18 protein-coding genes and 1 tRNA gene are annotated in these 19,738 nt (G+C 74.1%); 10 read left to right on the top strand and 9 right to left on the bottom strand.

The genetic code is table 11. The features are described 5' to 3' along the window. Window positions 1-15: 15 nt before the first annotated feature. Entirely contained in the window at window positions 16-219 is a 204-nt protein-coding gene (locus FHX73_RS10515; RefSeq protein WP_145904752.1) for a hypothetical protein, read from the top strand. Between the two features lie 26 nt (window positions 220-245). On the opposite strand, the gene FHX73_RS10510 is transcribed toward FHX73_RS10515, so the two are convergent. The 4 genes from FHX73_RS10510 to FHX73_RS10495 all read right to left on the bottom strand — a co-directional run bounded on the left by FHX73_RS10510 (window position 246) and on the right by FHX73_RS10495 (window position 4,232). Beyond that, the gene (locus FHX73_RS10510; protein ID WP_145904751.1) at window positions 246-521 is read right to left on the bottom strand and encodes a hypothetical protein; all 276 of its coding nucleotides are present in this window, start codon (window positions 519-521) and stop codon (window positions 246-248) included. 173 nt (window positions 522-694) lie between these two features. After that, window positions 695-1,015, bottom strand: coding sequence for an FmdB family zinc ribbon protein (locus tag FHX73_RS10505; RefSeq protein WP_145904750.1), 321 nt, complete (start codon window positions 1,013-1,015; stop codon window positions 695-697). A gap of 132 nt (window positions 1,016-1,147) precedes the next feature. After that, the gene (locus tag FHX73_RS10500) at window positions 1,148-2,446 is read right to left on the bottom strand and encodes an MFS transporter (protein ID WP_145904749.1); all 1,299 of its coding nucleotides are present in this window, start codon (window positions 2,444-2,446) and stop codon (window positions 1,148-1,150) included. Window positions 2,447-2,744: 298 nt separating this feature from the next. Beyond that, complete coding sequence (locus tag FHX73_RS10495; protein WP_246213453.1) at window positions 2,745-4,232, bottom strand: potassium/proton antiporter; 1,488 nt, start codon at window positions 4,230-4,232, stop codon at window positions 2,745-2,747. Window positions 4,233-4,506: 274 nt separating this feature from the next. Here FHX73_RS10495 and FHX73_RS10490 point away from each other — a divergent pair, with 274 nt between their 5' ends. Continuing rightward, complete coding sequence (locus FHX73_RS10490) at window positions 4,507-7,236, top strand: penicillin acylase family protein (RefSeq protein WP_145904747.1); 2,730 nt, start codon at window positions 4,507-4,509, stop codon at window positions 7,234-7,236. 57 nt (window positions 7,237-7,293) lie between these two features. Here the strand turns inward: FHX73_RS10490 and FHX73_RS10485 are convergent, their stop codons facing one another. After that, the gene (locus FHX73_RS10485) at window positions 7,294-7,881 is read right to left on the bottom strand and encodes a 5-formyltetrahydrofolate cyclo-ligase (RefSeq protein WP_145904746.1); all 588 of its coding nucleotides are present in this window, start codon (window positions 7,879-7,881) and stop codon (window positions 7,294-7,296) included. 60 nt (window positions 7,882-7,941) lie between these two features. Here FHX73_RS10485 and FHX73_RS10480 point away from each other — a divergent pair, with 60 nt between their 5' ends. From FHX73_RS10480 to FHX73_RS10445, 8 genes are all read left to right on the top strand, one after another. After that, on the top strand, window positions 7,942-8,775 hold the full coding sequence (locus FHX73_RS10480) for a GGDEF domain-containing protein (protein WP_145904745.1): 834 nt from the start codon (window positions 7,942-7,944) through the stop codon (window positions 8,773-8,775). 54 nt (window positions 8,776-8,829) lie between these two features. Then, entirely contained in the window at window positions 8,830-9,747 is a 918-nt protein-coding gene (gene galU, locus FHX73_RS10475; RefSeq protein WP_145904744.1) for a UTP--glucose-1-phosphate uridylyltransferase GalU, read from the top strand. Between the two features lie 23 nt (window positions 9,748-9,770). Continuing rightward, window positions 9,771-11,120, top strand: a complete 1,350-nt coding sequence (gene glp / locus FHX73_RS10470; protein ID WP_145904743.1) for a molybdotransferase-like divisome protein Glp — start codon at window positions 9,771-9,773, stop codon at window positions 11,118-11,120. 164 nt (window positions 11,121-11,284) lie between these two features. Beyond that, complete coding sequence (moaC, locus tag FHX73_RS10465) at window positions 11,285-11,755, top strand: cyclic pyranopterin monophosphate synthase MoaC (RefSeq protein ID WP_246213812.1); 471 nt, start codon at window positions 11,285-11,287, stop codon at window positions 11,753-11,755. Beyond that, the gene (locus tag FHX73_RS10460; protein WP_145904741.1) at window positions 11,752-12,255 is read left to right on the top strand and encodes a MogA/MoaB family molybdenum cofactor biosynthesis protein; all 504 of its coding nucleotides are present in this window, start codon (window positions 11,752-11,754) and stop codon (window positions 12,253-12,255) included. Before moaC ends, FHX73_RS10460 begins: the two co-directional genes overlap by 4 nt. A 14-nt stretch (window positions 12,256-12,269) precedes the next feature. Then, window positions 12,270-12,854: a GNAT family N-acetyltransferase gene (locus tag FHX73_RS10455; protein WP_425461375.1), complete on the top strand. Its 585-nt coding sequence runs from the start codon at window positions 12,270-12,272 to the stop codon at window positions 12,852-12,854. A 154-nt stretch (window positions 12,855-13,008) separates the two neighbouring features. Beyond that, window positions 13,009-14,025, top strand: a complete 1,017-nt coding sequence (gene sepX / locus FHX73_RS10450; protein WP_145904740.1) for a divisome protein SepX/GlpR — start codon at window positions 13,009-13,011, stop codon at window positions 14,023-14,025. Between the two features lie 119 nt (window positions 14,026-14,144). Then, window positions 14,145-14,218, top strand: a tRNA-Ala gene (locus tag FHX73_RS10445). Window positions 14,219-14,366: 148 nt separating this feature from the next. On the opposite strand, the gene FHX73_RS10440 is transcribed toward FHX73_RS10445, so the two are convergent. From FHX73_RS10440 to FHX73_RS10425, 4 genes are all read right to left on the bottom strand, one after another. After that, entirely contained in the window at window positions 14,367-14,963 is a 597-nt protein-coding gene (locus FHX73_RS10440; protein WP_145904739.1) for a hypothetical protein, read from the bottom strand. 17 nt (window positions 14,964-14,980) lie between these two features. Next, window positions 14,981-16,534, bottom strand: coding sequence for a sensor histidine kinase (locus FHX73_RS10435; RefSeq protein WP_246213452.1), 1,554 nt, complete (start codon window positions 16,532-16,534; stop codon window positions 14,981-14,983). Further along, complete coding sequence (locus FHX73_RS10430) at window positions 16,528-17,331, bottom strand: response regulator transcription factor (RefSeq protein WP_211786169.1); 804 nt, start codon at window positions 17,329-17,331, stop codon at window positions 16,528-16,530. Before FHX73_RS10430 ends, FHX73_RS10435 begins: the two co-directional genes overlap by 7 nt. A gap of 110 nt (window positions 17,332-17,441) precedes the next feature. Then, window positions 17,442-19,634 carry an ArnT family glycosyltransferase gene (locus tag FHX73_RS10425; RefSeq protein WP_145904738.1) on the bottom strand — a complete coding sequence of 731 codons (2,193 nt, stop codon included), beginning with the start codon at window positions 19,632-19,634 and terminating at the stop codon, window positions 17,442-17,444. Between the last annotated feature and the right edge of the window lie 104 nt (window positions 19,635-19,738).

The raw sequence follows: 19,738 nt of genomic DNA, 5'->3' as shown, positions 1-19,738 counted from the left end.
TCCTACCCTGGACGGATGACCGAGCAGCCCGAACCCACCCCGGAACAGCAGCCCGCGAAGCCGGCCGAGCCGGTGCGACCCGCCGGCACGAAGATCGTCTTCGGCGACCCGCTGGCCCGCCAGACCAGTGACGACACCGACGCCGCCTGGGGCGAGTCCTCCGGCGGCCGCGGCCTGGATTGGTACCTGAGCCAGCGCCCGCCGCACCACGGCGACTGAGCCGGGGCCGACCGACCGGCCCGCGCTCACGGCGGTCCGCTGACGCAGAGCAGCCGACCCGTCGTCAGCAGCAGCGAGTGCGGCGGTCCGGCGGCCAGCGCGGCGGTGGTGCAGACGACCAGCCCGGCGAGCGCGGCGCCGCAGCGGTGCGGCACCGCCCGTCGCAGCCGGTGCCGCCCGCCGCCGCCCCGGCGGATCGGGCGGAACTCGGGCACCACCCGGCGCGGCGGCAGCGGCCGGGGCGCGGGCACCGGCGGCCGGTGGTGGGTGCGGCGGTGGCGGGGGGCAGTGGTTCCGTTCATGGCGCCAGCGTCGCGGTCCGGCGCGGCCGCGGGAAGCGCCACCATCGAACCTGTGGACAACCCCGGGGCTGTGGACAACGCAGGCACACCCCCGGCACCTCCCCGGCACGCACGAAGGCCCCCTGGGAACAACCCAGGGGGCCTTCGCGAAAGATCGCGCAGCGGGCCGCGCGTCAGCTCGTCGAGGTCGAAGTCGAGGACGACGAGGGCGACGACGCCGAGGGCGAAGCCGAGGAAGAGGAGGACGACGCGGCACCCGAGCCGGACGTCGACGGGGCGGCCGAGCCCGAGCCCGAGGACACCGAGCTGCTCGACGAGGAGCGGCTGTCGGTGCGGTAGAAGCCCGAGCCCTTGAAGACCACGCCCACCGCGGAGAAGACCTTGCGCAGGCGACCCTCGCAGTTCGGGCAGACGGTCAGCGCCTCGTCGGTGAACTTCTGGACCACCTCAAGGCCGTTGCCGCACTCGGTGCACTGGTACTGGTACGTGGGCACTGTGTCTTCCTCCTGGCACTCTCGCCTGATGAGTGCTAACGACGGTCCATGATGCGGCATTCCGTCGGAACAGTCCAGCGTGATCGCTCCGACATGGTCAGTGAGCGGTGATCACTGACGACCGACTGGTGATCAGTCGACCGCCGACCACGCCGGCGCCCCGGCCGTACTGCCGCTCCTGGCAACGGTACGGCTCGCGGACCCCGGAGAGCTGAGCAGACGGCGCAACGTGACCAGGGCCACCAGGCCGGCGCCGGCCCCGGCGAGCGGCATCAGGAAGCCGAGCGACGGGCCGGAGAGGTCGATCAGCAGGCCGGCGACGGTCGAGCCGATCGCCAGCCCGAGCCCGATCGCACCGGTCAGCCAGGTGAAGGCCTCGGTCTTCGCCCCGTCCGCGACCAGCGTCTCGACCAGGGTGTAGCCGGTGATCAGGGTCGGCGCGATGGCCAGCCCGCAGACCAGCCCGGCCACCGCCAGCGCGGTCAGGTTGGGCATCGCCCAGAGCATCGAGCAGCCGAGCACCAGCGCCGCGTAGCTGATCAGCAGCCGCTGCTGGGCCGAGCGCCGCCAGTCGGCCATCCCGTAGGCGACCCCGGCGAGCATCGAGCCGCCGGCGAAGACCCCGTAGACCACCCCGGCCAGGCCGCCCTGTCCGGCGTCGGTGGCGAAGGCGGTGACCGAGACCTGCATGCCGCCGAAGACGGTGCCGACGCCCAGGAAGCACCCGGCCAGCAGCCGGACGCCGGGGGAGGCCAGCGCGGAGACCCGCCGGGCCCCGGGCACGGCCGGGTGGCGGGTCGGCGCGGTGGCCCGCTGGGCGGCGAAGAGCAGGCCGCCGACCACGGTCAGCGCGGCCTCGGCGATCAGCGCGGCGGCCGGTGCGACGGCGGTGGCGATGGCACCGGCCAGCACCGGGCCGATCACGAAGGTGAACTCGTCGGTGACCGACTCGAAGGCGAACGCGGTGTTCAGGTGGGCCGGCCGGTCGGCCAGCCGGTTCACCCAGCGGGCCCGGACCATCGCGCCGATCTGCGGCACGCTGGCGCCGGCCGGGGCGGCGGCCAGGAAGAGCGTCCAGGCCGGTGCGTGCCCGAGCGCGAGCGCGATCAGCGCGCTCACCGAGACGGCGTGCACCAGCACGACGGGCAGCAGCACGGCGGCCTGGCCGATCCGGTCGGAGAGCCGGCCGGTGACCGGGCCGATCACGGCCTGGGCGGTGGCGGCGGTGGCCGCCACGGCGCCGGCGATGCCGTAGGAGCCGTCGGTGTGCAGGACCAGCAGGACGATGCCCAGGCTGAGCATCGCGTAGGGGAGCCGGGCCACGAAGGCGGGCGTCAGGAACGTCCACGCACCGGGGGTGCGCAGCAGGGAGACGTAGCCGATCCGGGCCGGTGCGGTGGTGGTGTCGTCGACCGTTGGGCGGGCCGCCACGGTCGGTCCTTCCTGCTGCCTGGTAGCGACCGCCGGGGTGCGGGTGGTCCCGGCGGCGCCGAGAGTCGTCCTCTCGCGCCTTGACCGGGGTTGATACCGGGCCCACCGGCGGCCGGTCTCCTGGAAGCGGGCGCCGCACGGTGGACCACAGCCGCCGAGCGGTCGCGCCAACTCTGCATCAGGCAGAAAAGTGCGGGTGTGGGTCAATCACTACTGGAAAGCCATATTACTGGGGTACTGGTGAGTACCGCCTTCGATTCTACGGGTGTGTCAAGTGTTCACCCTCACGTAACGCGGATCACTGCCGGCCCTGCAGCCAGCCGGCGAGCTTGCCGCCCCGGTCCACCGCGCGCAGCCGCGCCTCGGTGGCCTCGCCGGCCTCGTCGGTGGTGACCACCAGCAGCTCGTCGCCGGCCCGCAGCACGGTGGCCCGGTCCGGCACGAAGCTGCTGCGCTCGCGGACCACCAGGGTGACCGCGGCCCCGGCCGGCAGCCGCAGCTCGCTCACCTCGACGCCGGACATCCGCGACTGCGGGGCGAGCGAGACCGAGAGCAGCCGCCCGTGCAGGTGCTCCAGCGGGGCCGACTCGATGCCCAGGTCCTGGCCGAGCGCGCCCTCGCCGATCCGCAGCCGGCGGGCCAGCCAGGGCAGGGTCGGGCCCTGCACCAGGGTGAAGACGACCACCAGGACGAAGACGATGTTGAAGCCGTCCTGGGCGTGCGGCACGTCGGCGACCAGCGGGATGGTGGCCAGCACGATCGGCACCGCGCCGCGCAGCCCGGCCCAGCTGAGCAGCGCCTGCTCGCGCCAGGGCAGCTTGAACGGGGTCAGCGTGAACACCACCGAGAGCGGCCGGGCCACCAGCACCAGGACCAGCCCGATCACCAGCGCCGGCACCACGGCCGAGCCCATGGTGGCGGGCGTGCAGAGCAGGCCGAGCAGCACGAACATGCCGATCTGCCCGATCCAGGCGAGCCCGTCGGCGAAGCCGCGCACGGCCGGGCCGTGCGGCAGCTTGGCGTTGCCGAGCAGCACCGAGCAGACGTAGACGGCGAGGAAGCCGGAGCCGTGCAGCAGCGCGCCGGCGGCGTACGCGAGCGAGGCGAGCGCGAGCACCGCGATCGGGTAGAGGCCGGAGGCGGGCAGTGCGATCTGCCGCAGCCCGTAGGCGCCGAGCTTGCCGACGGCCAGGCCGACCGCGGCGCCGATCGCCAGTTCCGCGAGGATCGTGCCGAGCAGCACGTACCAGGAGTCCAGCGGGCCGGTGGTGGCGAAGGCGACCACCAGGATCACCACGGGCGCGTCGTTGAAGCCGGACTCGGCCTCCAGCAGGCCGCTCAGCCGGGACGGCAGCGGCACGGTGCGCAGCACCGAGAAGACGGCGGCCGCGTCGGTCGAGGAGACCACCGCGCCGAGCAGCATGGAGAGCCGCCAGTCCAGGCCGCAGAGCAGGTGGGCGCCGGCCGCGGTGACGAAGACGCTGATCCCGACGCCGACGGTGGCCAGCACGGTGGCCGCCGGCATCACCGGCTTGATCTCCTGCCAGTTGGTCTTGAGCCCGCCCTCGGCCAGGATCACCACCAGGGCCGCGTAGCCGAGCACCTGGGTGAGCTCGGCGTTGTTGAAGGTGACGCCGAGTCCGTTCTGACCTATCGCCATGCCTATGCCGAGGTAGAGCAGCAGGCTGGGCAGTCCGGATCTGCTGGCCAGGCGCACCGCGACCACCGCGACGAGCAGGATCGCGGAGAACTCCAGCAGCAGCTTGTTCAGGTGGTCGACGGTCACGCAGGGGCTCCTCGATGTCTCTGATGGGCAGGGAGGGGTCTCTGTGGAAGAGGTGCACTTCGGGCGGCGACGGTGACGCGAGTGCGGGCGGGCAGGATGACACAAGATCAGCTGGTAAATCGTTACCAGTGCTAACATTTTACCTTATCTTTGCAGTGCTTCTCACGGGGGGTCAGCACACCGCACCGCGTGTGCTGGCCCGGGCAAAGCGGCTCACCCGCGCCGGGTAGGGTCCGTGGGGTCAGTTGCCCCGCTCCCTGCACCTAGGACCGAGATGCCCCGCTCTCGCCGCTCGAAGAAGTTCCGGCGCGCCCGACTGCTCTTGCTCGTTCTGGTCGTGCTCCTGGTGGCCGGCACTGGCGCCGGCGGCTGGTACGCCGTGAACACCGTGCGCGCGTCCTTCCCGCAGGTGAGCGGCACCATCCAGGTGCCGGGGCTGTCCGCCGCGGTGGACGTCAAGCGGGACGCGCAGGGCATCCCGCAGATCTACGCCAACACCCCCGAGGACCTCTTCAAGGCGCAGGGCTACGTGCAGGCCCAGGACCGCTTCTGGGAGATGGACGTGCGCCGGCACATCACCGCCGGCCGGCTCTCCGAGATGTTCGGCTCCAGCCAGGTGAGCACCGACGCGCTGATCCGCACCATGGGGTGGCGCGACGTGGCGCAGCAGGAGTACGACACCCAGCTGAGCCCGGACACCAAGCGGTACCTGCAGGCCTACTCGGACGGGGTGAACGACTGGCTGGGCAAGCACCCGGGCGGGGCCGGCGCCTCGCTGGAGTACGCGCTGCTCGGCACCGCCAACAGCTCCTACAAGCCCGAGCCGTGGACCCCGGTGGACTCGGTCGCCTGGCTCAAGGCGATGGCCTGGAACCTCTCCGGCAACGTGCAGGACGAGATCGACCGCGCGCTGCTCAGCCAGAACTTCAGCCAGGACCAGATCGCCCAGCTCTACCCGGACTACCCGTACGACCGGAACCCGGTGATCGTGCAGGGCGGTTCGCTCGGCTCGGACGGCAGCTACAAGCCGCCGGCGCCGGCCGCGACCACCACCTCGGCCCCCGGCAGCCAGGCCAACTCGGCCGTCACCCAGGGCCTGACCGACGTCTCCGACCGGATCGCCGCGCTGCCCCAGCTGCTCGGTCCGCAGGGCTCCGGCATCGGCTCCAACTCCTGGGTGGTGTCCGGCAGCCACACCACCACCGGCAAGCCGCTGCTGGCCAACGACCCGCACCTGGGCCCCGGCCTGCCGAACGTCTGGTACCAGATGGGCCTGCACTGCCGCACGGTCAGCGCGGCCTGCCCGTACGACGCCACCGGCTTCACCTTCGCCGGCATGCCGGGCGTGGTGATCGGCCACAACCAGTCGATCTCCTGGGGCTTCACCAACATGGGCGCCGACGTGGCCGACCTGTACCTGGAGAAGATCACCGGCCCCAACACCTACCTGGTGGACAACAAGGACCAGCAGTTCACCACCCGTCAGGAGACCATCAAGGTGGCCGGCGGGCCGAGCCAGGTGATCACCGTGCGGACCACCAACAACGGTCCGCTGATCTCCGACCAGAGCACCCAGCAGCAGAACGTCGGCACCTACGCGCCGGTCGGCAACGCCGCGCCGGACCGCGGCACCACCGGCTACGGGGTGGCGCTGAAGTGGACCGCGCTGACCCCCGGCAAGACCATGGACGCGGTCTTCGAGTTCGACAAGGCCACCGACTGGAACAGCTTCCGCGCGGCCGCCCAGGACTTCGCGGTCCCCGCGCAGAACCTGATCTACGCCGACACCCAGGGCCACATCGGCTACCAGGCCCCCGGCCAGATCCCGGTCCGGGGCAAGGGCGACGGCACCTACCCGGCGCCCGGCTGGGACTCCGGCTACAACTGGACCGGCTACATCCCGTTCAAGAGCCTGCCCTACGAGCTCGACCCGCAGTCCGGCTACATCGTCACGGCCAACCAGCCGGTGACCGATCCGACCTACAAGCCGCTGATCACCAAGGACTGGGAGTACGGCACCCGGGCCAAGGAGATCACCGACCAGCTGCAGAGCCGGCTGGCCAACGGCGGCAAGATCTCGCCCGACGACATGCAGTCGATCCAGCTGGACAACACCAGCGTGATGGCCAAGACGCTGGTCCCGATGCTGCTCAAGGAGCAGGTCAGCGACCCGTACGTGCGCCAGGCCCAGGACCTGCTGAAGGACTGGAACTACAACCAGGACGCCGACTCGGCCGCCGCCGCCTACTACAACGGCGTCTGGCGCCAGCTGCTGATCCTCGCCTTCGGGCAGAAGTTCCCGGCCTCCATGCGCCCGCAGGGCGACTGCCTGCTGGTCGAGCAGAAGGCGGACGCCAACCAGCCGGCCGGCTCGCTCGGCGGCGAGACGAAGATCGTCACCCAGTGCGGCACCGCCAAGCCCGACCAGGCCCAGCCGGACGGCGGCGACCGCTGGATGGAGGTGGTCCGCCAGCAGCTGGGCAACCCGAACAGCCCGTGGTGGGACTACATCGACTCCAACCACCTGCAGCAGCACGGCCTGGACAACCTGCTGAAGGAGGCGATGAAGGACGCCCGCCAGGACCTCACCGCCCACCTCGGCAAGGACATCAACACCTGGAGCTGGGGCCGGCTGCACCAGCTGACCCTCAAGGAGCAGACGCTCGGCACCGACGAGTCCTCGATCGCCTCCGGCCTGGTGCACCGGCTGCTCGACCGCGGCCCGTTCCAGATGTCCGGCGGCTCGGCCGCGGTGGACGCCACCGGGTGGAACGCGGCGGCCGGCTACGACGTGGACTGGATCCCGTCGATGCGGATGGTGGTCGACCTGAGCGACTTCGACGCCTCGCACTGGATCAACGTCGGCGGCGAGTCCGGGCACGCGTTCAGCGACAACTACGACGACCAGACCGACCTCTGGCGCCAGGGCAAGCTGCTGACCTGGGCCTACTCCGCGAGCGCGGTGGACCAGGCGACGAAGAACCGGCTCACCCTGACGCCGTGACGGTCCGCTGAGGGTGCGTCAGCCGGCGTCGGCCGGTTGACGCACCCTCAGGCGTTATCAGAACCTGGTGACCCCCGCCGGGGTCACCACCGCGTGCACCGGGCGGTCGTGCGGCTCGGCCGGCACCCGGTCCAGCAGCTCGCCGTCGTACAGCAGGGTGGCCAGCAGCGGCTCGGCCCCCGCCGCCGCCAGCCGGGCCAGCACCCGGTCGTAGGAGCCGCCGCCGCGGCCCAGCCGCACCCCCCGCCGGTCCACCGCCAGGCCGGGCAGCAGCACCACGTCCGCCCCGGTCACCGCGGCCGGGCCGAGCCGCTCGCCGACCGGCTCCAGCAGCCCGCGCCCGGCCGGGGCCAGCCGCTCCGGGCCCTCGTGGGCGGCCCAGTCCAGGTCGTTGTCGGGCAGCAGCACCGGCAGCAGCACGGTGGTCCCGCGCCGCAGCAGCAGCTCCAGCAGCGGGCGGGTGCCGGGCTCGGCGCCCACCGAGACGTAGGCGGCCACCAGCGCGCCGGGCGGCAGCAGGTCCAGCGCCCGCTCGGCGATCGCACCGGCCGCCGCCGCCCGCCGTTCGGGGGACATCGCGCGCCGGTCGGCCAGCAGCCGTGACCGCAGCGCGGACTTGTCGTTGTACAAGAGATCGTCGGACACGGTCCTGATCCTGCCCCAGCATCCCGCCTCAGCCACTCCCGCCGCGGAGTTCGGAGCCCCATGTCCCCCCTGGTGCCGGCCATCGCCCTGCTCAGCGCCCCGCTCGCCGGGCTCAGCGGACTGCTCTGCTGCCGGTTGCGCGGGACCCGGCGGGCGGCCGCGCTGGAGGTCCGCGAGCTCACCGGCGAGCTGGCCCGGCTGCGGGAGCAGTGCGAGGAGTTGAGCCGCTCGGCCGCCCGGGACCCGCTCACCGGGGTGTGGAACCAGCGCCACCTGCAACTCACCCTGGAGCGCGAGGTGCAGCGCTGCCAGCGCCGGGTCCGGCCGGGCGAGCCCGCGCCGGAGCTGGCCGTGGTGCTGCTGGAGATCGACGGCTTCGAGGCGGTGACCGCCGAGCACGGCCGCACCCGGGCCCAGGCGGTGCTGCGCGACCTGGCCCAGCGGCTCACCGTCGAGGTGCGGCGCACCGACGTGCTGGGGCACTGCGGCGGCACCGGGTTCCTGGTGGTGCTGCCGGACACCGGTGCGGCCGGCGCGGCCAAGGTGGCCGAGCGGCTCTGCTGGACGGTCCGCCGGCACCGGCTGCTGGACTGGCGGGTCGACCCGGTCCGGCCGGAGCCCGACCTGCCGCCCCGGCCGGCCGGCAACGGATTGCGGGCGTTCGCCGGAACCGCCGTGCTGCCCGCCGACGGTGGCCACCCGGTGCCGCTGCTGCGGGCCGCCGACCGGTCGCTGGCCGCGGCCAAGCGGGCCTGGGCGGCGGCCCGCAGCAGGGATTCCGGTTCGCAAAGGCACGGTAACCTGTCGCCCTGTGTCGGCCCGGGCGCCCTCGCCCATCCCGACGCTGCCCGAAGTGTCGCGGCCGTTCCTGTCCCCGGCGAGGTTCGTTCATAGCCGATTGACCTTGCTGCTGGTAGCGCGGCCATTCCATATCAGTAAGGTCATCGCATGACGACGAACCCCCGGATGTCCGTCACCAAGGCGGTTGTGCCCGCCGCAGGTCTCGGAACCCGTTTCCTGCCCGCGACGAAGGCCACGCCGAAGGAGATGCTGCCGGTCGTCGACAAGCCCGCGATCCAGTACGTGGTGGAGGAGGCCGCCTCGGCCGGCCTCTCCGACATACTGATGGTCACCGGCCGCAACAAGCGCGCCCTGGAGGACCACTTCGACCGCGCCTACGAGCTCGAAGAGCTGCTCGCGCGCAAGGGCGACCAGGACAAGCTGCGCCGGGTGCAGGAGTCCGTCTCGCTGGCCAACATGCACTACGTCCGCCAGGGCGACCCCAAGGGCCTGGGCCACGCCGTGCTGGTCGCCGAGCAGCACGTGGCCGGCCAGCCCTTCGCGGTGCTGCTGGGCGACGACCTGATCGACCCGCGCGACCCGCTGCTGTCCCGGATGATCGAGGTCCAGCAGGAGCTCGGCGGCTCGGTGGTGGCGCTGATGGAGGTCGACCCGGCGCAGATCCACCTCTACGGCTGCGCGGCCGTCGAGGCGAACGGCTTCGGCGACGACGTCTTCCACATCACCGACCTGGTGGAGAAGCCGGAGCCGGCCGAGGCCCCCTCCAACTACGCGGTGATCGGCCGCTACGTGCTCGACCCGGCCGTCTTCGAGGTGCTGAAGAAGACCGAGCCCGGCCGCGGTGGCGAGATCCAGCTGACCGACGCGCTGCGCACGCTGGCTACGCTGGGCGCCGACGAGGGCGGCCAGGTGCACGGCGTGGTCTTCTCGGGTCGTCGCTACGACACCGGCGACCGCGCGGACTACCTGCGCGCCATCGTCCGCCTGGCCAGCGAGCGCGAGGACCTCGGTCCGGACTTCCGCAGCTGGCTCAAGGAGTTCGTGGCGAGCGAGATGCAGGCCTGAGCCTGCCGGAAGGCGGTAGCGGGATGAGCCCCGACAGCGGGAACAGCGGAGCGCACCAGCACGGCGAGCGGGCGGACGCCTGCGCCACCGAGGCCCCGGGCCGGCGGTACTGGTCGGTCGAGGAGCACCTGGCCGACGTGCTCTCCCGGGTCTCGCCGCTGCCCGCGATCGAGCTCCAACTGCTCGACGCCCGGGGCTGCCGGCTGGCCGAGGACGTCACGGCCACCGGCGACCTGCCGCCCTTCGACAACAGCTCGATGGACGGCTACGCGGTCCGCACCGCCGACACGGTCGGCGCCACCGAGCAGTACCCCTCGGTGCTGTCCGTGGTCGGCGAGATCGCGGCCGGCGCCGCCGAACTGCCCCGGCTCGGCCCCGGCCAGGCGGTGCGGATCATGACCGGGGCCCCGGTGCCGCCCGGTGCCGAGGCGGTCGCCCCGGTCGAGTGGACCGACGGCGGCACCGGCAGCGGTCGGGCGGCGCAGGCGATGACCGCCGCCCGGCCGGACGAGGAGGTGCGGGTCCGTCAGGAGGTCCGGGACGGCGCGCACATCCGCCGCCGGGGCAGCGACGTGACCGCCGGCAGCACCGTGCTGACCGCCGGCACCGTGCTCGGCCCGACCCAGCTCGGCCTGCTCGCGGCGATCGGCCGGGGCAGCGTGACGGTCCGTCCGCGCCCCCGGGTGGTGGTGCTCTCCACCGGCAGCGAGCTGGTGCCGCCCGGCGAGCCGGTCGGCCCCGGTCAGATCTCCGACTCCAACAGCTTCACCCTGACCGCCGCCGCCCAGCAGGCCGGTGCGATCGCCTACCGGGTCGGCGGGGTGCCGGACGACCCGGAGCGGCTGCGCGCGGTGCTGGACGACCAGCTCGGCCGGGCCGACCTGATCGTCACCTCCGGCGGGGTCAGCGTCGGGGCCTACGACGTGGTGAAGGAAGCCCTCCAAGGGATCGAGGGGGGCGAGGACCACGCGGGGGTGGAGTTCCGCACCCTGCGGATGCAGCCCGGCAAGCCGCAGGGCTTCGGCCGGATCGGCGGGGTGCCGCTGCTCGCGCTGCCCGGCAACCCGGTCAGCGCCTACATCTCCTTCGAGCTCTTCGTCCGCCCGGTGATCCGCACCATGCTGGGCGCGCCGGACGTGCACCGGCCCGTGGTGCGGGCCACCACCACCGCCGCGCTGCGCTCGCCGGCCGGGCGCCGGCAGTTCCTGCGCGGGCGGTACCTGGCGGAGCAGGGCGCGGTGGAGCCGGTCGGCGGCTCGGACTCGCACCTGGTCGGGGCGCTGGCCAAGGCGGACTGCCTGATCGTGGTGCCCGAGTCGACCGAGTCGGTGGCGGCGGGCGAGCCGGTCGACGTGGTGCTGCTCGCCGACTGAGCACGGGCCGGGGCGCGTCCCGAGATGTGGCCGTCCGGCGCGGCAGGCCGGGTGGGTAGCGGTACGGTAGCGCGGTATTCAACCCGTCCTGCTGGAGAACTGACGTGACCACACCACCCGGCGGCGACCGCCTGACCCATGTGGACGAGACCGGCGCCGCCCGCATGGTGGACGTCTCCGAGAAGAGCACCACGGTGCGCACCGCCGTCGCGGCCGGCCGGGTGACCGTCTCGCCCCGGGTGGTCGAGCTGCTGCGCGGCGAGGGCGTGCCCAAGGGCGACGCGCTGGCCGCCGCCCGGATCGCCGGGATCATGGGCGCCAAGAAGACCCCCGAGCTGGTGCCGCTCTGCCACCCGATCGCGATCTCCGGGGTCACCGTGGACCTCGCGGTGACCGACGAGGCGGTGGAGATCACCGCCACGGTGCGCACCGCCGACCGCACCGGGGTCGAGATGGAGGCGCTGACCGCCGTCGCGGTGGCCGGCCTGACCGTGATCGACATGGTCAAGGCGGTGGACAAGGCGGCCGCGATCCAGGACGTCCGGGTGCTCAGCAAGACCGGCGGCAAGAGCGGCGACTGGCAGCGCGGGACCGCACCGACCGGGACCGGGCCGGGCGAGGACGGTGCGCGGTGAGGGCGCTGGCGATCACCGTCTCCAACCGGGCCTCGGCCGGCGTCTACCCGGACAAGGGCGGCCCGCTGCTGGTCGAGGGCCTGCGCCGGATGGGCTTCGAGGCCGACGGCCCGCAGCTGGTGCCGGACGGCGAGCCGGTGCTGGCGGCGCTGCGGGCGGCCGTGGCGGCCGGCTACGACGTGGTGCTGACCACCGGCGGCACCGGGATCTCCCCGATGGACCTGACCCCGGAGATGACCGCTCAGGTGATCGACCGTCAGCTCCCGGGCATCCCCGAGGCGATCCGGGCGTACGGCCGGGAGAAGGTGCCCACCTCGGCGCTCTCCCGGGGCCTGGCCGGGGTGGCCGGGCGGACCCTGGTGGTCAACCTGCCCGGCTCCACCGGCGGCGTGAAGGACGGCCTGGCGGTGCTGGAGCCGCTGCTGGCGCACGCGGTGGACCAGCTGGCCGGCGGGGACCACCCGCGTCCGGCCGCCGGGGCCGAGGGGAGCGCCAGCTGAACGCCGGCTGGCCGGTGGAGCTGCGGGAGGGGGAGGTCGCGCTGCGGCCGATCCGGCTGCGCGACCAGCGGGCCTGGCAGGACGCCAGCCGGCGCAACCGGGACTGGCTGCGGCGCTGGGAGGCGACCGTGCCGCCGGCCCCGCCGGGCCGCACCGTGGGCCCGCGACCGAGCTACCGGCAGATGGTGCGCTACCTGCGCGGCGAGGCCGGGGCCGGGCGGATGCTGCCCTACGTGGTGGTCTACCGCGGGCAGCTGGTCGGCCAGCTGACGGTGGGTGGGATCACCTGGGGCTCGATGTGCTCGGCCAACATCGGCTACTGGATCGACGAGGCGGTGGCGGGGCGCGGCATCATGCCGACCGCGGTCGCCCTGGCCACCGACCACTGCTTCCAGGAGCTCGGGCTGCACCGGATCGAGGTGTGCATCCGCCCGGAGAACGGGCCGAGCCGGCGGGTGGTGGAGAAACTCGGCTTCCGGTCGGAGGGAATGCGACCGCGCTATCTGCACATCGACGGGGACTGGCGGGACCACCTGGTGTACGCCCTGACGGCGGATGAGATCCCCGAAGGGCTGCTCCGGCGTTGGCGTTTGAGGTAATTGAATAAGTGTTCGAAATTCATATCGATATGGCATCGGGCCACTGCCAAGTGGTCGTTCCTACCGGCAAAATAGTCAGAGAATCAGTTTGGCAGGGCGACACGCCGTGCCAAATTGCCGACCGCCCTTACCCAACGCCCGTACGGTGTGAAACGTGAGCAGTAGCGGCCTCATCTACGCGGTGATCGTAGGGGCCTGGGCTGCCTATCTGGTGCCCATGTGGCTCCGCAGGCAGGACGAGCTCAACGAATCGCGCCCCACCGAACGCTTCAGCACCGCCATCCGCCTGCTCGCCGGGCGGTCGGCGCTGGAACGGCGGGCGTCCCGGGCCCTTGGCGACGACGAACCCGCCGACCACTCCGCCGACGGCCGTACCGACGGCCCCGCCGGCGGGGAGTCCGGCGACGCCCCGACCCGGGTCGCGGCCCGGCCGGCCGACGGTCCGTCGGCGGCTGCGGCACCCGTGCCCGTGCCGTCCGTGCCGTCCGCGTCGGCATCCGCCGCGGCGACGCCGTCGGCGCTGGCCGTCGCGCAGGCCAACGACAAGCGCGCCCGGCTGCTGGCCCGGCGCCGCCGGATGGTCACCCTGCTGTTCGGCGCCTTCGCGCTCGGCGCGGTGGCCGCCGCGGTCGCCGGGGTGGCCTTCCTCTGGGTGCCGGCGCTGCCCGCGGCGCTGCTCACCCTCTACATCGGCCACCTGCGCAGGCTGGAGCGCCAGCGCTTCGAGGTGAAGCTGGACCGGGCCCGGGCGGCCGCCGCCGCCCAGCGGGTGCGCGAGCGCGAGCAGGCCCGGTCGGTCGAGACGGTGCGGGTCGCGGCCGCGCCGTCCGGGGTGGCGCCCGAACCGGCTGCCGTCGCCGAGCCGCCGGCCGCCGAGCCGGCGCCCGAGCCCGAGCAGCGCCAGGCCCTGGTCGAGGCCACCGACCACGCGGAGTGGGTGGACGGGCTGCGCGAGCGCGCCGCGGCCGGCCCCGACTCCTGGGAGCCGGTGCCGGTCCCGCTGCCGACCTACGTCACCGCCCCGGTCGCCCCCCGGATCAACCGCGGCCTGGACCTCAACACCCCGGGCACCTGGAACTCCGGCCGCACGACCGAGGCCCCCCGCACGCCCCTGTTCGACCAGTACCAGGACCCGGCGCCGCAGCAACGCCCCCGCGCCGCCAACGAGTAGCCGGCCCGGGGCGGCGGGCCCGGGCAGCGGCCCGGGTGGCCGCCCCGGGTGGCCACCCCTCCCCACCAGCGGGGGTGGTCACGACCCCCCTCGAAAAGGTGCTAGAGTTTCTTCTCGTTGGGGCTGTGGCGCAGTCCGGTAGCGCACCTCGTTCGCATCGAGGGGGTCAGGGGTTCGAATCCCCTCAGCTCCACCCAACGGAGATCCCGTCCGGTCCGCAAGGACCGGGCGGGATCTCTGCGTTGTGCGCGAGGCCCGTCGGCGGGCCGGGGCGGGCGCGTCGGGGGCGCGGCCAACGGCGGTGTGAGGTACGTCTCTTCGGCCGCCGGGCGGACCCTGCGTCAGGCGGGCGGCGCGGTCGGCCCGTTGAGGCCGGCGGCCCAGCGCGCCAGCAGCGAGAAGTCGTCCGGGCCCAGCCCGAGCCGGGGGTCGACCCGGTGGAGCAGGGCGGGGCCGTCGTGGTGCTCGGCGACCCAGTCACGGTCCGCCTGCGTGATCTCGTCGTCCACCCAGGCGAAGGGGCGGCCGGCGGCCCAGGAGACGACGGCCGGGGTCTTCCAGAAGACCTTGCCGCCCGGGGCGGGGCGCGGGGAACGCCAGGCGACGAAGGGGAGTTCCGGCAGGCCGAGCAGCGGGGCGATGAAGGTGTTGGCCTCGGCCTGCCAGGTCGTCGCCCAGGCCAGGTCGAACGGAAGGGCCGTCAGCTGCCGCCCGTGGCCCGGGTTCAGCCAGACCGGCAGGGGCACCGGCCGCATGCCGGGCCGGCCCCGGGCGGCCAGCCGGGCGAGCTCCGCCGCCTCCCAGCTCGGCGGCATCAGCCGGTACGCCTCGAACCCCTGCGGGCGGTCGTCGGGCATGCCCGCGAACGGGTTGAGCGGCCCGTCGACGTCGAGCAGCAGCACCGGCCGCACCGGCCCGCCGTCCGTACCCACACCCATGCCGGGCACGCTACCCGCTAGCCGGAGCGCGGCAGCACGAGTCGGAAGGTGCAGCCGGGGGCCGGGGCGGTGTCCAGCTCCAGCCGGCCGCCGTGGCCCTGGGCGATGGTGGAGGCGATGGCGAGGCCGAGACCGCTGCCGCTGCCGCCCCGGGCGCGGGCGCGGGAGCGGGCCGGGTCGGCGCGGTAGAAGCGGTCGAAGGCCTGGGCCGCGTCGGCGGGGGCCAGGCCCGGGCCGTCGTCGGCGACCTCGATCACGTCGATCGGGGTGCCCGGGGCCAGCGGCGGAGCGGCGCTGGTCCGGCCGGGCCGGTCGGTGCCGCCGGTGGTGGGCCCGGCCGTGGTGCTGCCGACCCGGACGTGCACCGGGGTGCCGGGCGGGGTGTGGGTGTGCGCGTTGGAGATCAGGGCGGCGACCAGCTGGCGCAGCCGGTGGCCGTCGCCGACGGTCTCCACCAGCTCCAGCTCGCGGGCGCCGGTCGGGTCGGCCGCGGTGCGCAGCGGGCCGAGGTCGACCGGGTGCCCGGGGTGGTGCAGGGCGGCGGTGCCGACCGCGTCGGCGCCGACCGACAGCAGGTCGACCGGTTCGCGCCGGTACAGCGGCTCGCGGTCCAGCGAGGTGAGCAGCTGGAGGTCGTCCACGATCAGGCTCATCCGCTCGGCGTTCTGCGCGACCAGGCGGTTGGCCTCCCGCCGCTCCTCGGCCGACTGCGGGTGGCGCAGGGCGAGTTCGGTGAACCCCTTGATCGTGGTCAGCGGGGTGCGCAGCTCGTGGCCCGCGTCGGCGACGAAGCGGCGCAGCCGGGCCTCGGAGGCCTCGTGCGCGCGCAGCGCCTGCTGGAGGCGGTCCAGCATGGTGTTGAGCACCTGGCCGAACCGGCCGATCTCGGTGCGCGGATCGGTGTCGGTCAGCCGCAGGTCCAGCTCGCCGCCGGTGATCGCGCGGGCGGTGCGCTCCATCCGGATGAGCGGCAGCAGGCCCAGGCGGACCAGCCAGGCGCCGGCCGCGACCAGCACCAGGATGCTGCCGCCGAGCACCGCGACGTCCAGCCAGAGCAGTTTGGACATCGTGCCGTCCACGGTGTCCAGCGGCAGCGCGACCAGGGTGCCGGAGCCCTCCGAGGAGTCCCGCAGCAGCAGCACCCGCCAGCGGCCCTGGCCGGACTCCGCGGGCACGGTCGCCGGGCGGTCCGCGGCCGGGCCGCCGACCGAGAGCTGGGCGGGCAGCCGGGGGCCGGCGGGTGCCGGGTCGCCGATCCACTGGCCGGTCAACTCGCCGTCGACGTCGTAGAAGTAGATCCGGAAGTCCGAGGGCAGCGGCCCGACCGGGCCGACGGTCGGCGGCCGGTGCACCGCCGGGCCGAACACCGAGCGGCCGGAGGAGCCGGGCGGCGGTGGCTGGAAGGCGCGCAGCTGCTGGTCCACCCGGCCGGTCAGCCAGGAGCCGAGCACCTGGTAGCCGATGAACTGCGAGGCCAGCACGACGGTGGCGGCCAGCGCCGTGACCACCAGCAGCAGCCGGCCGCGCAGCGAACGGGTGGGGGCGGCCCGCAGCACGGTCGGGGTCAGCACGGCTGCTCCGATCCGGTCGGCTCGGCGCCGGGCTCCGGATAGGTGGGGTCCGGGTGGGTGGGGTCCGGGCCCGGTTGTTCGCGGGGCAGCCGCAGGCTGTAGCCGACGCCCCGGATCGTCTGGATCAGTGGCGGCTGGAAGCAGTCGATCTTGCGGCGCAGGTACTTCACGTAGGTGAGGACTATCCGGTCGTCGCCGGAGAAGTCGTAGCGCCAGACGTGGTCCAGGATCTGGGCCTTGCTCACCACCCGCCCGGCGTTCGCCATCAGGTAGCCGAGCAGCTTGAACTCGGTGGGCGAGAGCGGGACGTACCGGCCGGCCCGGTGCACCTCGTGGGCCTCGGGGTCGAGTTCCAGGTCGGCGTAGCGCAGCACCTCCGGCACGGGTGCGGCGGCCGCCGGGGTGCCCGAGCCGCGGCGCAGGATCGCCTCGATCCGCAGCAGCACCTCCTCGATGCTGAACGGCTTGCTGACGTAGTCGTCCCCGCCGACCCGCAGGCCGGCGATCCGGTCGCCCAGGCCGGTGCGGGCGGTGAGGAAGAGCACGGGGGTGAAGTCCCCGCCCGCGCGCAGCCGGCGGGTGACCTCGAAGCCGTCCACGTCCGGCAGCATCACGTCCATCAGGACCAGGGCGGGGGTGGAGCGTTCGATCTCCACCAGGGCCGACAGGCCGGTGCCGGTGCTGCTGACGGTGTGTCCGGCCAGCCGCAGCGCGGACTCCAGCAGGGTCCGGATCGCCGGCTCGTCCTCGACCACCAGGAGGCGGTGGCCGCCGGTCGGTGCGTGGGTGCCCACCATGAGCGGCGGTGACCTCCTCGTCTCGTCGCCGCCGCCCGGGGCGGCGGCCCGGGGGCTCGGGCCGGGCCACTGTAACCAGCGGACTCCGGCGTCCCCCGGGCCCCGGACGGTCATCCGGCCTCGGCGGGGTCGCAGCGGTAGAGCGTGCCGCCGGAGCCGCTGGGCGCGGCGATCGCCGGACCGCCGTACTGCGTGGCGGCCACCGCGGTGCAGTGGTCCTTCGTCCAGGCGGCGACCCCGTCGTCGCCGCCACCGCTGGGCATCATGCCCATCCCGCCGCCGGTCAGCACGTAGTGCACCCGGCCCTGGCGGACCAGGTCGGTGAAGGCGCCGAGCGCGGGCTGCGGCACCTGGCCGGAGAACCCGCCCATCGGCAGCACCTTCTGACCGGTCGCCAGGATGAAGGGCTGGGCGGCCATCCAGCCGACGGTGGCCAGCGGGTACTCGGCGCCGTCCCGGTGCGCCTCGACGTAGCTCCAGAGCTTCTGCTGGTCAGGGGTGAGGTGGTCGGTGGTGCCGCCGGTCCCGCCGCCGGCCTTGGCGCCGCCGCCCGCCTCGCCGTTGCCGCCGGGACGGCCAGGGCCTTCGGCGCCCGCCGGGGGGCCGGCCGGAGCCTTCCCCTTCGTCGGGCCCATGCCCATGAACATCCCGGCCTGCGGGCCGGCCGCCGCGTCGAAGGCGCTGCCCGCGTCCCGCTGGTCGAACACCGAGGCGGACCAGGCGGTGGCGCCGACGGCCGTGCTGGCCAGGCCGACCAGCGCGCCGATCGTCGCCAGCCGGGCCCGGCCGCGCCCGCCGAGCCGGGCGGGCACCAGCACCAGTACGGCGGCCACCGCGGCGAGCAGGCCGGTCCAGCGCAGCCAGGGGGCGAAGTCGGCGGAGCCGGACCACAGGTGCCAGGTCCAGGCCGCCTGCCCGGCCACCACGGCGGGCAGCAGCCAGCCCGCCCGGCCGCCGTCCCGGTGGGCGCGCCACAGCAGTACGGCGCCGGCGCCGCAGAGTGCGGCGATCGCCGGGGCCAGGGTGGACATGTAGGCGGTGTGCGGGATGGCGTCCATGTCGCTGAAGACCAGTCCGACGACCAGCAGCCAGGTGCCCCAGAGGACGAAGCCGCCGCGTGCCGGGTCGGTGCGGTCGGCCCGCCGGGTCCGGTAGAGGCCGAGCACGGCCGCGAACAGGGCGAACGGCAGCAGCCAGCCGATCTGCGGGGCGAACCGGCCCTCGAAGAGCTTCAGCCAGCGCGGGCCGCCGCCGACGGGCGGGCCGTACGCCACGACGGGGCCGCCGGGCCGGGGGCCGGCGGCGGGGGCGCCGGGCCCGCCGCCCGGCGGGCGCCCGGCGGTGGGCCCGTCACCGCCCCCGCTCCCGCCCGGGGTGCCGAACATGCTGTGCACCGCGCCCGGCAACTGCACGCCGAACCGGTCCAGCGCGTTGTAGCCGAACACCATCGCCACCGCGCTGTTGTTGGTGGACCCGTCCACGTACGGCCGGTCGCCCGCCGGCACGAGCTCCATCATGGCGACCCAGGACACCGACACCGCGAGGCAGACCACCCCGGCCACCGCCGTGTGCCACAGCCGCCGCCGCACCGGCCCGGGCGCGACCAGCAGGTAGGCGAGCGCGAGGGCCGGCAGCACCATCCAGGCCTGCACCATCTTCATCTGGAAGCCGACCCCGACCCAGAACGCGGCCCACAGCAGCGGCCGCAGCCGCCCGGAGGCGACCGCGACCTGGCACCGGTCGGCGGCCAGCACCAGGCAGCAGGTCAGCGCCCCGTCCTCCATCGAGTGCGCGAACATCGAGGCGACCACCGGGGTCAGGGTGAACAGCGCGGCGGCGACCAGCCCGGCGGCCGGACCGGCCCAGCGGCGGACCACCCGGTAGAGCACCAGGACGGCCACCACGCCCTCGATCACCTGGGGCAGCGTCACCGACCACTGGTGGAAGCCGAAGAGCCGCACCGAGAGCGCCTGGACGGCGAAGGCGCCGGGGATCTTGTCCAGGGTGATGGTGGCCCCGGGGTCCATCGCCCCGAACAGCCACGCCTTCCAGCTGACGCCCATGCTGCGCACGCTGTTGCTGTAGAACAGGGCGTAGCCGGACGTGGTGATGTTCCAGGAGTAGAGCGCGGTGGCGAAGGCGGCGATCACCAGCAGCAGCGGCCGGGCCCACGCCGGCTGGTCGCCGGGCGAGCGCCACACCTGCCACCGGAACCGCCCGCCCCCGCCGGGCACCGCGGACGCGGACCCCGTGGGCCCCGTGCCGGACTGGGCCACCTCGGTGGCCTGCGCGTGGTACGTCATGACGCCCTTCGGGTCGCAGGGGAACCGATCGTGCGCCTACTCTCACCACTCCCGCTGAGTCCCCGGGGTGAACTCGGTGAGAATTCGGGGAGAGCCCGGCCCGT

Source organism: Kitasatospora viridis (assembly GCF_007829815.1).
GTDB classification, from domain to species: domain Bacteria; phylum Actinomycetota; class Actinomycetes; order Streptomycetales; family Streptomycetaceae; genus Kitasatospora; species Kitasatospora viridis.
The sequence above is the reverse complement of the archived record's forward strand: the minus strand, read 5'-3'. Positions and strand labels throughout refer to the sequence as shown.

Coding starts and splice junctions, on each gene's coding strand:
- FHX73_RS10515 (WP_145904752.1), top strand. CDS start 16: ATGACCGAGCAGCCCGAACCCACCCCGGAACAGCAGCCCGCGAAGCCG.
- FHX73_RS10510 (WP_145904751.1), bottom strand. CDS start 521: ATGAACGGAACCACTGCCCCCCGCCACCGCCGCACCCACCACCGGCCG.
- FHX73_RS10490 (WP_145904747.1), top strand. CDS start 4,507: ATGCCCCGCTCTCGCCGCTCGAAGAAGTTCCGGCGCGCCCGACTGCTC.
- FHX73_RS10480 (WP_145904745.1), top strand. CDS start 7,942: ATGTCCCCCCTGGTGCCGGCCATCGCCCTGCTCAGCGCCCCGCTCGCC.
- galU (WP_145904744.1), top strand. CDS start 8,830: ATGACGACGAACCCCCGGATGTCCGTCACCAAGGCGGTTGTGCCCGCC.
- glp (WP_145904743.1), top strand. CDS start 9,771: ATGAGCCCCGACAGCGGGAACAGCGGAGCGCACCAGCACGGCGAGCGG.
- moaC (WP_246213812.1), top strand. CDS start 11,285: ATGGTGGACGTCTCCGAGAAGAGCACCACGGTGCGCACCGCCGTCGCG.
- FHX73_RS10440 (WP_145904739.1), bottom strand. CDS start 14,963: ATGGGTGTGGGTACGGACGGCGGGCCGGTGCGGCCGGTGCTGCTGCTC.
- FHX73_RS10430 (WP_211786169.1), bottom strand. CDS start 17,331: ATGGTGGGCACCCACGCACCGACCGGCGGCCACCGCCTCCTGGTGGTC.
- FHX73_RS10425 (WP_145904738.1), bottom strand. CDS start 19,634: ATGACGTACCACGCGCAGGCCACCGAGGTGGCCCAGTCCGGCACGGGG.